Below are 16,710 nucleotides of genomic sequence, written 5' to 3' on the forward strand. Positions count from 1 at the left end.
TATGAATGATCACTAATCATTTCCGGTAGAGTAAACAACCCATTTGGATCCTGTATACAATAGCGTCACCGCTTTTGTATCAAAGGAAGGATCAATGGGAATGGTGGTTATCACCGAACCTGCTCCATAATCCTTCAGGGTGATGGTATAAGACTGATCATCGGCATTGTCGCTGATGATGGTCAGCAGCTGACCGGCTCCGATGATGGCATTATTGCACCATACATCAATGTTTGCATCCGCGTCAATCACATAAACCGATGTACCCCAATACGGGGTAACTACTGATGTTTGATTGGACAATACCTGTATAGGCACTCGTGTAGGTCTGTTAAACACGGTACCCATTGAGGTAAAGGATGCAATTGAACTACCTCCCCAGTCTTTTACAATAACACCATCACCGGAGGTATTTTCCACAATGACATCGGTATTGATTTCATCCGTGGTGAAATCGTTTGTAACGATCAGATCACCATGGATATAGCATGAAGGACTGATTGAAACCTCTCCCGGACCAAATTCAATCCATGTTGTTGGAACCTCATTGTTGATGATCCTGGGTTTTATAGGATTGCCGGCTGTTTTGCCAATGTACATGTTGCCATAAACGTGAAAGAGTCCTGATGGAGCATTGGTGCCAATCCCCACATAATCTGTCAGGGTCTTCTGGAACACATAACTGCCGCTTTTGCTCCATTTGGAAGAATCTTCAATAGCTGCCAAATCATCGGATAAGGTATTGAGATCGACATTCTGGCCACCATCCAGCACCAGTGCTACCAGCGATGTTCCGGCACTGGCATTGGTCAATTTGATGTTATTCACCGAAAGGGTGCCATCAATTGCGGCACTTCCATCCACATCCAGTTGTGTGCTGGGTGCCCCTGCACCAATTTTTAAAGCATCCGGGATCCTGACATAGCTGCCGTCATCGTAAACTTCACTTGCATTCAAGGCCGATCCATCCCACTTGGAAAGATAGTTTGTCGTGTTAGACGATCCCACCTGGGGATCTTCTTCCTTATTGATATATGCCTGGTCTGCAACCCACTTTCTGGAAGCCACCTTGGTTAATGTATCCGAATGATGAAGGTAGTCAGATGAATCATTCACCCAGACCGGATCTTTTTCTTGGGGTGGTTCCAGAAGAAATCCCTGATCAAGCACCCATTTTCTGGATGCAACCTTGGAGGTTGTATCTGAATGATGCAAATAGTCTGTGGAATCACTGATCCAAACAGGATCAATTTCGGCTCCAAGCTCTGTCAGGTATCCCTGGTCCTGCACCCATTTGCGGGATGCAACCTTGGAGGTTGTATCTGAATGATGTAAATAATCGGTGGAATCACTGATCCAAACAGGATCAGTTTCGGCCCCAAGCTCTGTTAAGTATCCCTGGTCCTGCACCCATTTTCGGGATGCAACCTTGGTGGTAGTATCTGAATGATGCAAATAGTCTGTGGAATCGCTGATCCAGATGGGATCAGTTTCGGCTCCCAGTTCTGTCAGGTATCCCTGGTCCAGAACCCATTTTCGGGATGCAACCCTGGTGGTTGTATCCGAATGATGCAAATAATCTGTTGAATCGCTGATCCAGATGGGATCATTTTCGGTTTCCAGTTCTGTCAGATATCCCTGGTCTTGCACCCATTTTCGGGATGCAACCCTGGTGGTTGTATCCGAATGATGCATATAGTCTGTGGAATCGCTGATCCAGATGGGATCGATTTCCTGGATGCTGCCACCGCCACCGTCCCGGTAAGCGGCAGTATCCACATAGCTGAATTCCCCTGTGGATGCGTTCCACATGACCAGCCTGGATGTCTCATTAGCCCTGAGTTTTGTGACTTTCAAAGAGTCCTCAATACGGACATAGCTGGGGTGATCCAGAATGTTGCTGGAGACAAGGCTGGAACCATCCCATTTTGAAAGATAATTGGTGGTGATGATCCCAACCTGTGGATCTGTCTCAGCGATCAGGTACCCGGCCAGTGCATGATTGCCCCAGCTGTACGCTTGATTCCAGTTGGATTCCTGGGTGGTGGTTGGTATGACATAGCCGGATGTCAGACTCAGTGTTGTGGCCCCGCCGATCACCTGGCGGGTATTGTCAAACTGCAGACCGGTGACATTTTCTGTCAGGGTTCCTTTTGTCAGGGCTGCTTCAGCCCCTATGTCAGACAATACCTGTGAGCCGGTCCTGGTTTTCACTTCACTGCCGGATACATCCAGCACCAGGAACTTATCATAGTCCGATGAACCGGCTGCCGCTGTGCTGATGTTCAATTTTCCGGTGGTCAGCTTAGTGCCATCAAACAACAAATCGCCGTCCCCTTCCAGGGTGCCGTCGCCTGTCCATACCCCAACCTGATTATTCACAGGTGTTCCAACCTTATAAACATCTCCACCACCGGTACCTCCGAAAACATTTTTCAGCGCAGCGGTGTCAATCACAATAGCTTTGGCGGAAGACCCATCATAGGAAAGCGTCATCACTCCATAGCCGTTGGAAAGGATATTCTGAACTTTTTCAGAATTATCCACCACGCCATCGTTATCCGTATCATAGGTTGATTTATACATATCTCCACCGCTGCCCCCATCAAAAACATTTTTCAATGTTGTTGTATCAATGACGATAGATCTGGTGGATGACCCGTCATAGGTAAGGGTCATGACGCCATAGCCATTGGTCAGCGCACCGCTGACTTTTTCTGCATTGTCAACCGTATTGTCATTATCTGTATCATAGGTTGCTTTAAACATATCCCCCCCACTGTCAAAAACCGTTTTAAGCGCAGTGGTGTCAATGGTGATTGCTTTAGCTGAAGAACCATTGAACGATAAGGCCGTCACCCCGAATCCGTTTGAAAGGGAATTATTGACTTTCTCGGAATTATCAACGATAGCATCACTATCCGTATCATAGGTTGATTTAAACATATCCCCTCCGGCTCCGCTGCCTCCCAATCCTGTTGTGTCATAATAGCTGACAAGTTTTGTCGCAGGGTTATACATTAATACGGTCGGATATTCTGCGCTGGGGATGCCGGCAAACCGGAGTGTTGAGCCAGTGACTCTTAATCCGCCATTAACCGTCAGACTATCGCTGGTTAAGATCATTTCTTCCGTCAAGCTTCCACCTGCTTTCATGGTTTGCCACACCATTTTAGAAGTTTCGTTTTCATTTCCATTTTCCGGCATTAAAACCTGATAATCGCCCATAAGTACATAATTCTGGGCATCATCCTTTGCCAGGAATTCGATACTGGCACCGATTCCATCACCGGTGGATGATGTTCCGTATGCTTGCAGCTGCAATGGATTCAAAACTCCATAACCGTACGTGGCTGTCTTTTTAAGAATGGCTGTAGGTCTTGATGAGGAGGATACCGCTTCAATTGCAGATTCATAATCTCCACTTACCGAATAAATATTGGAGGCGTAAAGCGAATCTACGTTTTTGATATCGTAATTCTTCAGGATCAGGTCTTCAGTAGCATTATGATTGCCCAGATTGTCACCCGTTACACCGCCACCGCTGCCACCCCAGCCTGCAGTATCCATGGCATAAATTCGGTGTGTGGCAGAATCCATTACAAGAAAATATTTTTCAATGGATGCGGTAACGTCCCGAATGGATAAAGAACCGTTGATCCGGAGTGAATCTGCGCTGAAATCCCCTTTGATCAAAGGCTGCGATGAACTGCTGTTTTCAATATAAAGCTGGTTTGAACCTGTTTCGTTCCAACCGGCGTCGTTGCCAATGAAAACATTATAGTCGCCTGTTGAAACAGAGTATCCAGCCATTTTACCTATAGCCACATTTCCATCCCCTTCTGTCAACAGGCGCAAAGCCCCGGTGCCGAGGGCCACATTGTTATTTCCTGTTGTATTTGCATAAAGGGCATTGTTCCCGAATCCAGTATTATAGTTTCCCGCTGAATTTGAGTACAATGTTCTATAACCCAGAGCTGCATTTCCTATGCCTGTGGTATTGGAATAAAGGGTCAGATAACCCAATGCGCTATTCTGGGCTCCTGTTGTGAGTAGATATAAGGAATTGTTTCCAACAGCCGTATTGTAATATCCTTCAATGCCAGAGGAGTGGGCCAGAGCTGAATCACCGAAAGCCCCTATGCCATAAGCGGTATTGTTCTGCTGGTGAAGCCAGCGGTCAGAAAATACATCATCATTAAAATGCAAAACAATGCCAGTGTTGTTTTCCAGGGTATCATTATCCAGTGTCCAATAATTCACGCCTGTCCCCCCGGTAGAACCTCTCCATCCGGTGGTATCCATTTTACAGATTCGGTTTGTTGCCGAATCCAGTACAAGGAAATATTTCTCAATGCTTACCGTAACATCGCGGATGCTCAGAGCACCATTTATTCTCACGGTATCCATGTAGAAATCACCTTTGATCAAGGGTGTGGCAGTCGAAGAAGCATCAATCCATAACTGGCTGTTTTGTGTTGTCAGTCCTAAAGAGCCTGCACCGGATCCGGTATAGTTGCCGATGACGACATTATTGTCTCCTGTGGTAAGATATGACCCTGCAGCAGTGCCAAGGATCGTGTTGCCCATGGCTCCTCCGGAAATGGAATACCCTGCATTGTTTCCAACAGCGACATTCATGGAAGAATTATAAACTCCTGAGGTATTTCCAAACAGGGCATTCTTGCCCAGGGCAACATTTTCCTGGCATTGTCCCAGGTACCGGCCTGCTTCATGACCGATCAGCACATTGTTCTGATAATCCAAACTTGCCCCTGCGTTGTACCCGATGGCAATATTATAACTGTCGTTGGTTGACAAGGTCAACGTGGAAAGTGCATTGGTGCCTATCGCAATACAGTAGTCAGCCGATTGATTGGCTCCCAGGGCATTTGAGCCAATGGCAACGGAGTTATCAGAGGTTGTTGCGGCATCCATGGCCGCATAACCGATGGCAACGTTGTTATTCGAAGAATACGAGGCTCCGGAGAGGGCATTGTACCCAATGCCTACGTTTCGATAAACACCGCTGCCTGCAGTCATCACATTGTTACCAATGGCCACGTTTTGATAACCTGTCGTGGCGGCATCTAGGGCATTGTATCCAATGGCTGTATTTTCATAACCGCTGCTGATCACGCTTCCGGCATTATTGCCCAGCAAGGTATTGTACCATCCCTGCAAAGCGGATGAGTGGGTGAACGATCCACCTGCATTTCTGCCAAGTACAGTATTGCCTTCCGTACGGAGGGTATTATCCGTGATCAGGTCAGTAGCCAGGAACAATACTCCGGTTTTGTTATTATACACAGTATCGGTGGTAGAATTTATCCATGTCCAGTAGTTCTCTCCACCGGCAGATGCAAGTATGATCGTATCGGCTGATTCGGTGACCGTCACATTTGCACCCCCTTTGATGTAAATCTGAGGGGATCCCTGGGTATTACTTGTGATCGCACTGGAATTGACACCTGCCTGCACCACATCCAGCCATCCTTCGTTGGTCAGGGATCCATCCACCTCGCTGATTAAAAATCCTGCAATGCTATCGGATATCTGACCCAGTGTCCAAAATCGGGTGGCATCCCAGAAGGATGTATCCGGGAGCTTCTGGAAGGATTCCATATCCAGTGAGCGGAAGAACGCTGTATCGCATTTGATGATCTTTCCTGAGGCATTGTCCCACATCAGGACATAGCGGCTGGTATCCGTGGCAACGGTATCCAGTAGCACAACCGTTCGGAAGCGGGCTGCCTTACTGAAATCCGCATTGGACACCAGTTGCATGGTATCCAATCCTGATGGGATTTTTGCCGATAGCGTATCCACATTCACCCGGTCTCCGGTCAATGACTGAGCCATGACCAGGTGGGGAATCAAAAGGATGAGAAGAAAAATTTTAAACCGGAAATGCGACATATTTATACCTCCCATTGATGGCTGGTTTGACTTTAAATCCCGTGGTGGTGAAATCATACTCCGAGTGAAGTACCAGGTTGTTCAAGGTAAAGCAGTTGCCGATGACAACATAGCTGGTATCAGAAAACGGTGTATCAAAGACAATCTGCGATCCGCTGGTGAGCACATTGGCCGCTCCTTTCCGGATCTGTCCTTCATTGGAAGACAGGTACATGGAAATCGTATCGATCAGGTCAATCAATATGACTCTGAGCTGCTCAGCAGTAATTTCCTCATCGTAGTTTTCAAGGAAATACTGCTGCACATACGATTTAAGATCGTTCCATGATTTCACGGCCATGGTTTACAAGTAACTGGAGTTAAAACTCTGGTTGAAATTTTTCGAGGTGTAAATGTTTTCATCATGGGCATAGTTTACATCCTCATACGCCCGGGCATATTCAAATTCACGGTAATACAAATAATCATTGTCCTTATGCACCTTCAGGGATGTGGATAGCACCAGTACTGGATACAGACGGTTTTCAATGAACTCATAGATTTCATTGGACAGGAAAAAATCCCTCAGGTATTCTGATTCCAGCTTGGTGATGAACCCGGTCGTGGCCGAGTATTTTTGCATCTCTTTTGCAAAAATCTGCCTGCGGGGAGGATCCATCACCGAGAAATCCTGGGTGATCCTCTCCACTGTAAGGCGGTTCACCTCGGTCTCTTTGATGGTTTCACCCGTACAGCGGACGCTATCGTACCCTCCCAATGAATTGCGGAAGATGAAAAAGCGCTGGTTGGGATACAGCGTACGATCCAGAACAAACTCCATGGTCCGGGATACCTGAACATTATCATCCACTAGCCAGATTTCATATTTGTAGATGGTTTTGCCCTGGGACTGCGGCAAGGAGATCAGATCCAGCTTGGCGTAGGTGCATACCACTTCCACTATATCGTATTTGTAGACAGGTGAATACGTATACTTGGTGAAAGTATGCGTTGAACCATCCGTATAGGTGATTTTAATTTTCATGGCCAGCCAGGAAGTATCGTTGTACCACACCAAAAAATGCAGCATCTCCGGCTGGCGTATCCATATTTTCTTGCTCTGTGGCCTCCAGGTGAGGAAATCCTTGTTGTATTGAAGCATATCAAAATAAGAGGATCCTTCCTGGATGAATTTGGCCATCTGTGAAAAATCAATGCCTCCCACCGTGACATAGGTATCGGTGGACCAGGTAATGTGCAGCCGGTGGTAAACGCCGGTATAACTCTCGCAGAACTGCACCACAAAGCGTTTGATCTGATCCGAGCGGTCAAAGATGAAATCGGTGACCGTCTGCGGAAACAAAAAGCGGGCAGTATCCACAACTTTCACCAGCAGGTACTGGGCAAAATCAAAAAGGGCTTTTCCCGTGGAATCCGGGGTAATCTGATCCTGGGCCAAAAATTCCAGCTGACCTGATGTCGTCACCAGGTAGACGCGTCCAATGATCTTGAAATTTTCCCGCATCTGCGGTGTCACACCCTGCCGGTTGGATTCAATGGATAAGGTGGAGATAGTGATGTCCGAAACACTCAGGGAGTAATCCGCCGAAGGATCAATGGACTCCAGGGTGATCAGGTAATTTCCCTGGTAGCTACCGGAAATGCGAAAGTTGGACACCAGGTGAAAATTGCTGCGAAGGCCTTCTACCAATAGAGCACCCCACTCTTGCAGGGTGATCTGACCAGAGGCCACGATCAGCTGGAGCCCTGATTCATCGGGTAAGGATGCCAGGGTGAATGCCAGGGAAAGATTATTGAACGTAAGCGTAAAGCCATGCCCCACGGTGGTATCCAGATCCGAGAGGCTCAATATGAGTTTGGCGGTCACTCCGTCGGTGGCGTACATGTTGTTGGTGGACACGCCAAATACGATGGGATTGTTGCAGAAGGATACTTTGGGTGGAGTTTTGTAGATGGCAATCATAGGGCAAAACTTCAACTAAAAGCATTGAATAAAAAGGACACCTCTTACACGCCTATGGCTTTGCGGATCTTATCATATTCATCGTTTTTCTTTTTAATGTCCCACCAGGAAACATTGGCCTGGATGGGATCATCCAGCTTTTTCAACAGCTTGCCGAGCATTTCGGTAAGCTCCTTGGGAGTCTTTGGTTCCGGATACCGGGGGAATGCAGGTATATCGACCACAGGCTGCGGGATGGAAGGCTCAAGAGCGTTCTTTGCCATGGGCACATTGATCCCCATCATTGCCCGGGTGTTGACCTGGTAAGGTAAAAGGGGCTGCAGCTGTCTTGAGGATGACCCTTCCACTCGTTGCGAGGTGTAAGTATTATCTGGCAACGTGGAATCGGTGAAGTCATCCACAGCTGTATAATCCTTCAGGTAAGTCAAAGTATTGATAACTTGCTCATCACGCCGTTGCACAACCTGTTGGATATGCTCCTGGACGGATTCTGAACGAGCGATTTTTTCGCTGAATTCATCATAGATTTGCTCTGTATCCCCTGTGGCATCCTTCAGTAGTTCATTACGCTTACGGATCAGCTGATCGGTAGTGATGAAACCTTGCTGAAGATTGCCAATCATGGTCTGCATCCCAAGGAAAGCATCCAAAACAAAGGCATCATCGCCTGTGGCGGGATTTTGCCCCACAAGATCAATGATCTTTCGGGCGCGATTTACGTGGGGATCCTTGATCATGGAGGCGGATATCTGGTAGGAACCATCCTGGACATGCCCTCCGTCTTGATAGCCTTTTTGATTGCGCAGCTCTTCTATCTGCTCAACATAGGATTTTACCAGGGGATGCTGCATGAGGTGCGCGGGAACCACATATTCGTTTTTATGAACTACACCAGCAACCTGCTGGTGGGAACCCTCACCGGTATAGCCACCCACCTGATAGGACTGGGATTCGATTTTGGCGATTTTAGCCACACCGAAAGCCACGGCAGCGGCAGCTGCTATCGGGGCGAGCACCGAACCTACGATGGGTATCTCTGCCGTTGATTTGTAAGCTGCTACAGCAGCGGCGAACGTGTCGATGGTGGCCTGAAACACGGCCAGCGCACGAAACTCCTCGCTTTGTTCATCCAGCAGCGACTGAATGTTTCCAAACACATTGCTCAGCAGCGACAAGGTACCCATCAGGGCCTCATGGTTGGCCTGGTTGATGGCTTTGTTTTTAGCCTGATTGGCCTGGACTTCCTTCTGGTTGTACTGTTCATGGATCTTTTGTTGATCCTCGCGTCCCAGGCGGGTGATGTTCATAAGAGCAGCCCAGTACTGCTGATCCTTGATCACACCCTGGGTGTGGAACATCTCCAGCTGGCTTTTGATTGCATTCCAGTGGTTTTGATTCTCCAGCAATTCACGGGAGCGATCATCCATGGTTTTCTGGTGCAGCGAGGTCAGGAATTCATCCCTTTTATCCAGTAAATTCTGGTTCCTCACCTGGGATTGAGCCAGCTGCTCTTTGGCCTTTTGATCCAGCTCCTCATCGCGCAAATCTTCCAGCGCTTTGATTTGCTCCTGGTTATCCCGGGCCATGACAATATACTTGTCATACTTCTGGCGAATCGCCTCGAGCTCACGCTCGTTGGCCGAGAGTGTACCAAGGTAAGCTTCCTGCTGGAATGAATCAATGGCTTGCTGCACCTGGTCGGTCACCTGCTGAATCCTCTCACCGGTGGATCCTTCTGCATCGGTGGTGATCTCCACCTGCAGGGAGGCCTGTATCTTTTCCGCATCCTTGATCTTGGCAAGGATACGGTAAAAGTCCTCGCTTTGATAAGCGGCATTCTTTAAGGCAACCTGGTACAGGCGTATTTTTTCCTCTATATTGGCCAGGGTCTCACCCAAAATAGCATCGGCATTGGCTTCCGCATGGACAATATCATCCAGTGATAATTTCTGCTCTCGCAGCTGGGATATCTTTCCCATCAGAGCCTCTAGTCCTGTATCCAGCTCCTGGGTGGCCCGGGTGGAATTCTCCACGGATTTGACTGCTTCATACGTGGCTGCATTGCTGCCTAAAAGAAGCGAGACAAACTTCTGCCAGGTATTCAACCGGAAATTATCCTGGGCAATCGCCTGGCGTTTGGTTTGCATTAAGATCAGCTCTGCCTCGGCCAGTTCCAGGGTTTTGCCGACCTGATCCACCAGCGCATTGCGCTGCTCAATGGACAGCTTGGTAAATTCTCCGATGGCTTCCGCCTGGCGATCATAAGACTCCGATAGCTTTTCATTGGCATCTGTAACACGGTTAAGCGCTTGAGCCTTTTCTTTCTCCAGCCGCACGGACTGGGCACTGTAGGTGTCATAAAGCTTTATGGCACCTACCAGGGCCGCGATGGCTGTGACCACCACACCGATTGGGTTGGCTGCCAGCGCCTTATTAAAAGCAAACGTGGCCATGGTAGCCACGTTGGTTGCCTTGGTTCCCTTTGCCTTGGCAAAGGCCAGGTATTCTTCCTGAAGGATAGCAGCTTTCAGGGCAACGGCATCCTTGATTCGTAAGCCAATGCCTTCCTTGAGCAAGAGGTTTTGAGTGATGATGACGGCTGCCGTCTTGATCTTGTTGCCCAATAGTACCAGCATGGCTGCTGAAACCGACAGGATGGCGGTTTTATTCTTCTGGAAAAATTCCGGCAGGTTAGCCAGGATTTTAACCAGGTTAGCAAAGGAATTAATGGATTTGGCTACATAGGGTTGTATTTTCTGACCCAGGTCCATGGCCATCAGACTGAGCCTGTTGCGCGCCTGTTCAATGGCAGAAGAAGCATTATCCGTATTGATCGTAGCCTGCTCTATAGCGGCATTGGTGCCGGTGACCACCTGGCTGAAATATTTTACTTTATCGATGTTCTGAGTAAGAATCTCGGCTGCTACCTGGTTGCGCTCTCCGAACATTTTAACCCTTTCTGCAACCGACAGATGACGGGCATCCAGGTTCTCCAGTGCTTTTTCCAATCCGACGATCGAGGGGCGCAACTCATCGGATTGCTGCTCGAGTTTGCTCAGCACATTACGCAGCATGATCCCGGCACGGGATTCCATCAATCCTTTCTCTGCCAGGGTTTCGATCAATCCTACGGATTGCTCCACCGAGATGTTGGCCGTGGCGGCATTCACGCCAAACTCTTTGAGGGAGGCTGCGATCTGAGGGATGAAGGCGGCTCCGTATTTGCTTCCTGCAGCCAACGCATTGATATACTTTCGCGCCTGGTCAGCACCGGCGCCATACTGGTTCATGATCGTGGTCATGGACAGCACGGCCTTTTCCAGGTCCATCTCGGATGCTTCAGCCAAAATCAGCGTTTCGCGGGTGACGGAGGCCAGGTCCTCCTTGACCTCCATCAGCTCAGGCTTGGCGCTGGCCAGCAGTTTGTAAGCTTCCAGGATATCGGCAGCGCTGCGAGTGATGCGAATGGAACCTTCCACGGTCTGGGTGGACATGGATTTCGCTTCCGCTGAAAGCCATTCCAGGTCTTCCCCTGCCAGACCCGTGGCAGCAGAGAGCCCGTCCAGTGATTTTTCATAATCCCTGGACAATGTGAGCATCTTCCGCATGGACATATACAGTCCTGCCAGGGCTGCCGTGACCGTGGAGATCATGCCAAAATACCGGTTAAAGCCTTCGGCTGTACGCGTGAGAAAACCCTGCTGGGCATACATCGAGGAGTTCACCCGGTTGATCTCTGCATTGACGGCCTTTAAATCGGCCTGCTTTTTCTTGTACAGTACCAGCTCATCAGCCGAAGCACGGTTCAGGGACCGTATCTGTGCGGTGAGTTCCCGCTTGGCCATCTGAAGGTCTTTCAGGCTGGCACCATTTAAGTTGCGCAGCACCTGGGTGGTATCCATCACTGCTTTCTGATAGGATCGCATCTGGGACTCGATGCCCCGGAGCTCCTTTTGTTTCTTGTTATAGTTGACCAGATCGTTGGCCTGGCGGAGCTCATGAAGCTCCACGGTAAGCTGGTTTGCCTTTTCTTTAAGCTTTGCCAGGGCCTGACCGGCCTGCTGTCCGTCCAGCTCCACACGTACCCGTGCGGTCTCATTGATTGCACTCATGGGACCAAAATTTCACCAAAGCCGTCGTAAATGAAAGGACATCGCCTATCCACCTAAGAGGATCTCAACGGTGGTTGTGGCAGCCTTGATGGCATATTTGGTTTGAAGGATTTCCCGCAGTTTTTTCACTTCCGCATACAACGTCACCGAGTACCACGGCTTGGGCCTTCTGCGGAATCCTTCATAATGACGTTCTTTGACCAGGGAAATTTTGACTCCCTTGCCCACTCCCATATCCACCATTCGGCCATAGAAGGCAAATGCAAATTCAATGCGCTGTATGTCGCCACCGGCATTAGCCAGGACGTGATGAACAAAACTATCGGAAAGCTGGTAGGAATAATTGATTCTCAGCCGCTCTATCTTGGATAGCCAGTTTTTGATCACAATGTCCGCCCAGGCTTGGGCGGTTAATTTCAGATCGGTGTTTTCCATCAGATGCACCAGTCAGATACATTAAACATCAGGGGTATTTTTTCAGTGATGGTGAAGCTGCACTCCACACCGATGAAATTATCACCGATGGGACCAATGGAACCATACACGATGGAATCCGCATCCAGCAGCTCCATGCCACCGATGTAATGCTGCTTGTCATGGATTAACTTTGACAGGATTTTATGAAGGATGGATTTCACCGATTGATTAGCCGTTTCAATCGTATCGAAATCATCCATCGGGGCGTGAGCCACGATATAAAAGCTGTAAAAGGACTTGATGAGCCGATTGTCGCTCAGGGCATCCTGAAGGCGGCAGTCCACCCGATCCATGACCAGCAGGTGCGGTATTTTTTTTACAATCCTGGAAGAAAACAAAAATTCTTCCATCGAGGCGATGGAGCGGATGCGGTGAAACACGGTTTCATGGGGTGTGTGGACAAACTCCTTGAGCGTACCGGCTATCATCCGGAAATAGTTTACATGGTCATACATGGATTGAATCAGGATTTATTCTTGTTTTTGATTGAGTTTTCCAGGAACATGAATACGTCATAGACATAGGAGTCCAGAATCAGGTTGATCTTTGAAACATCGCTGTTGCAAAGATCATAGCACAGCGACATGTACGCATCCGGAGAATACGAGGATGAATGCGAAGAAAAAAGATTGGGAAACCTTCGGGAGATATAATTCCTTGAGCCTGCGTAGAACAGAAAGCATCCCATTTTAACCTGCTCACCCAAGAAAGACACAGTGCCGCCTTGGCTTTCAAGAGTGTAAGGGTTAAACGCAATCCGGAGATCGCCTTTGTACAAAGGAGAATCTTCCGTGATTTGAGGATCTTTCTCCCTCCAGAGACATGCCAGGAATTTATTCAGCACGGCTGGATCCCAGGTGGAGATAAAGTGGTGATACAGGGAATCGGCATGAATGAACTCACCCAGGCGGACATTCACCATCCGATCCTCAGGGCCGATGAGCTTTTTTCTATGAGCGGTGATCCTTTTAAAATGGTTGGTGCATAGATCCGGATTCAGCACCCGCTGACCGGAATCCTGGGTGAAGAGAAAATCCAGACCCTGGCACATCTCAGCGATTGTTTCCGAATCCAGGAATATCAGCTTACCCCTGTGATGCAAAAAACACCCCTTATTTGAAGGATTGAAAGGATCCACCTTTAATCCCAGCAGATAGAAAAGGAAATTGACCCTGATGGCCTGGGGATCCTTGTAGGTTCCTATCAGAGAGCAAAGCACAGCGTACTGATCCCCGGACAAAGAGTTCCAGGAGTCAGGAATCCGGTAAGACTCTCCCTCAATACGAATGGTCATCGGCTAGAACATGTCTTTAGGCTGATTCGTTTCTTTTACCTGGCTGGTGAGCTTAAATTTACCACCGTTCTTTTTCCTATTTGGGAAAAGAGCGTCAATGATGGTTATGATGAAATTCAGGATCGAATCGTCCTTTTTAGTCGGGGTAAGACGAACGATGATTTCAGCAAATGCCAGAAGGCCAAAAATCAGCTCGGCTAAATGGCCGGTAATGAATTGCCAGATTGCTTCCATGGTATTAGTATTTATGGTTAATTAAATGGTCGTATATGTTGTTGAGTTTGTCGTCAATACAGGCAAACTTCTGGTTCAGGTCACGTTTCAGGTCATCCAGGGAGACGGTATCGGCTTTTTGCTTGAGTTCCTGCATCAGGCATTCAATGTCCTTATCGTGTTTGCGCAGCTGGTACTTGGTGTTGAAATAAAAAGCCACCAGCACCCCGGCATTGGCCACCATCGTGAATACGATGGCGGACAAAAGGATCTCAGAGAGGTACTGCATGTTGGGATCACTGAAAAACAAAAAAGCCATGCTCATCATCGTTTTCAAAAACACAGTAGGATGTCTTGCTGGGATCATACACCGAGCTATTGGCATACAGCGGATAATCTCCAAGGTGATCATCCAGATAGCGCTTCAGGTATGCCAGGGCATGATCGGCATAGGCGCCGTAACTGGGATCGATCTCCTGCTGGGCGCTTTTATAGCACACAAAAGCCTTTATGGGAAGCAACAGCTGCTGGTTGACCCCGGAGACCTCGCCCTGGCGCACCTGGGCTTTGAGCTCGTCATAGAGCTCCTGGGACAACACTGGCATCAAATGCAGCAACTCGGCCCGCTCAATCGCTTGGCGAAGGTTGTAGAACCTCAAAAAAGAGTGCTCGATGTTCACAAACCGGTTGTACTCATCGGCATTGGTAACAAACAGCGAGTACATCGCCGAGAGCTCCTCGGTGAAAAGATCAGCAAGCTCATCCTTGTAACGGTCCAGGTGCTTTAACAACAGATTGACCGCATCCCAGCCGCTTGCCAGCAGATCGGCCTTCAGTTCGTCGGTACGGTGCTTGGAGGCCGGTGCCAGGTTCGAGGTGGATGCCACCATGATCCCTGCATCACCGATATGTACATTCAGCATGGAGATAGCCAGATAATAGGCAAAGCGGGCAATAGCCAGCTTGGTCAGGTAGATGGCATCCATGAGCTCCGGCTCCTCACCCGATGAGGATCCATGGACCACCTGTTGGAACACTTCAATGGTGTCCTGACCTAAGATGGGAACCAGGTACTTGGAGGTGGCCTGCTTCAGATAGGGATGGATCACATCCTCGGACGATGTCAGGCTCACGGCCACGTACTTTTGGATATCCTCCATGCCGGTGAAAAGGGTATCTTCCATTAGTTAGCTTATTTTGCGTTCACTTCCTGTGTTCTCGTCCAGGGTGGTCAACACCAGGTCGGGGATCCCGAACTGGATGTCCTCGGGCCAGCGGTTGATGGCCTTGATCAGGTAAAAGGGACGGAGGATCATATCCCGGACAGGCTTGAGCAGAGCCTGCTTGATGATAAAAAGCTCGCGCTTGTCAGTACCGGAAAACGAACCTTTGTTCTTGCCTGGCGAAGCACCGATCAACGAGGGGTGCACGCCCAGGCCATAGCTCATGATGTTGCTCACCTCTTCGGTATCTTCGATATATTCCCCACCCTTGAAATGATTTTCCAGGGCGGTGATCTTCATCCTGGGAAACTCTTTGCCATCCATGGTCTGCTTGACATAAGAAATGACACTCTTGCCTGCTTTGGCTTCACCCGATAGAAAATCATTGATGGATTTATACTCCTTGCGCACCCGTTCCTTGCGTCGCTTATCATCGGTGATGCCTTCCCTGGCGAAGATTTCCTCAAAGTAATTATCGGCCAGCTGCACATGGTACTTGATGGACATCTGGTTGGCAAGCAATGCCTTTTTAAAGGTGAGTATCTGAGAGGCGAAGTCCGCCCAGCCGGATTCGATGATCGAGTACCAGTAGGGTTTCTGGTAATAGGTCTTGCCCGGTGTGGGGAAATTCACCGGGATGATGTAGCGGAAGCGTTTTTCCCCGCGGGCAATGCGGTTCTTGAGATCCTGGATGGGATGGGATGCCGAGAGTACCGGTGTGACAGCAACGGTATCTTCACGATGACCTTTGCTCCACTCGGCAGAGTAAAAGTGATATTCGATCTCACCCGTCGACGGATTCATCGAGTCCCAGCGGGAGAAGCAGGCTTCCTTGTGGTTTAAGCTGATGATCTTGCGTTTTTCCGGAACATCACGGTTTAGGATGATCTCAGGAAAAACATTGTAGAAAAAGTTCAGATCGGTCATCTGCTCCAGCAGGTAACCGTTGATGTTGTTCTCTTCAAAAAAGGTGTTGATCTCTTTACACTCATAGACGGGCTGAACCTTTCGGATGTTGTTTTCCACAACATACCGGAAAGGCTGGATGCCCTGTCCATAACTCACCTGGATATTGAACAGCAAACCGGTGGTCATCACCGGATTGCGATATACGATCTCCAGGACTTCTTCAGGCAACAGGTTATTCTGGCCCCAGGGAACAATGCCGCGGTACTGCCTACCATTCTTGGAAAATGGCATAGGCTGGCTCTCTATGGAATACAAACTGACATTGTCGGTAAAGGTGATGATGGCCCTGGCTCCCGGAAGGTACCCGGTGAAATTGGGCAATATGACGATGTCCTCATACATAGACCCTGGCATGATTGAATTCTATGATGCTGTAAAGCTTTACCTGGCGTATCTCACCCGATGGCAGGATCCTGATATTGAACCGCTGGCCCCTGGAATAAAAGGAGGTACAGATGGCTCTTTCAACCTTCACGATGTGGCCATTGGATTTAATGAATGACAGGGAGAACTCCTGCCCACGGCCACGGTTATCCTTAC

At 48.8% G+C, this 16,710-nt stretch carries 12 protein-coding genes; all 12 read right to left on the minus strand.

Features of this window, described 5'->3' with window-relative positions; all coding sequences use genetic code 11:
- Positions 1-12 precede the first annotated feature (12 nt).
- Positions 13-5,934 carry a hypothetical protein gene (locus tag PKI34_09500; protein ID HNS18040.1) on the minus strand — a complete coding sequence of 1,974 codons (5,922 nt, stop codon included), beginning with the start codon at positions 5,932-5,934 and terminating at the stop codon, positions 13-15.
- A complete protein-coding gene (locus tag PKI34_09505; GenBank protein HNS18041.1) occupies positions 5,900-6,259 on the minus strand; it encodes a hypothetical protein in 360 nt (119 codons plus the stop codon). The genes PKI34_09500 and PKI34_09505 overlap by 35 nt, the downstream gene beginning before the upstream one ends.
- Before the next feature lie 3 nt (positions 6,260-6,262).
- Complete coding sequence (locus PKI34_09510; protein HNS18042.1) at positions 6,263-7,882, minus strand: hypothetical protein; 1,620 nt, start codon at positions 7,880-7,882, stop codon at positions 6,263-6,265.
- Positions 7,883-7,926: 44 nt separating this feature from the next.
- Complete coding sequence (locus PKI34_09515) at positions 7,927-11,994, minus strand: phage tail tape measure protein (protein HNS18043.1); 4,068 nt, start codon at positions 11,992-11,994, stop codon at positions 7,927-7,929.
- A gap of 45 nt (positions 11,995-12,039) precedes the next feature.
- On the minus strand, positions 12,040-12,429 hold the full coding sequence (locus PKI34_09520; protein HNS18044.1) for a hypothetical protein: 390 nt from the start codon (positions 12,427-12,429) through the stop codon (positions 12,040-12,042).
- A complete protein-coding gene (locus PKI34_09525; protein ID HNS18045.1) occupies positions 12,429-12,926 on the minus strand; it encodes a hypothetical protein in 498 nt (165 codons plus the stop codon). The genes PKI34_09520 and PKI34_09525 overlap by 1 nt, the downstream gene beginning before the upstream one ends.
- 8 nt (positions 12,927-12,934) lie before the next feature.
- Positions 12,935-13,765: a hypothetical protein gene (locus tag PKI34_09530; protein HNS18046.1), complete on the minus strand. Its 831-nt coding sequence runs from the start codon at positions 13,763-13,765 to the stop codon at positions 12,935-12,937.
- 3 nt (positions 13,766-13,768) lie between these two features.
- Entirely contained in the window at positions 13,769-13,999 is a 231-nt protein-coding gene (locus tag PKI34_09535; GenBank protein HNS18047.1) for a hypothetical protein, read from the minus strand.
- Between the two features lie 4 nt (positions 14,000-14,003).
- A complete protein-coding gene (locus PKI34_09540) occupies positions 14,004-14,297 on the minus strand; it encodes a hypothetical protein (protein HNS18048.1) in 294 nt (97 codons plus the stop codon).
- Positions 14,275-15,162 carry a hypothetical protein gene (locus tag PKI34_09545; protein ID HNS18049.1) on the minus strand — a complete coding sequence of 296 codons (888 nt, stop codon included), beginning with the start codon at positions 15,160-15,162 and terminating at the stop codon, positions 14,275-14,277. The genes PKI34_09540 and PKI34_09545 overlap by 23 nt, the downstream gene beginning before the upstream one ends.
- 3 nt (positions 15,163-15,165) lie before the next feature.
- Complete coding sequence (locus PKI34_09550) at positions 15,166-16,512, minus strand: hypothetical protein (GenBank protein ID HNS18050.1); 1,347 nt, start codon at positions 16,510-16,512, stop codon at positions 15,166-15,168.
- Positions 16,505-16,710, minus strand: a 206-nt coding sequence (locus tag PKI34_09555) for a hypothetical protein (GenBank protein ID HNS18051.1), incomplete at its 5' end; no start/stop codon positions are given. The genes PKI34_09555 and PKI34_09550, both read right to left, overlap by 8 nt.

Source organism: Bacteroidales bacterium (assembly GCA_035342335.1).
Lineage (GTDB): Bacteria > Bacteroidota > Bacteroidia > Bacteroidales > JAGONC01 > JAGONC01.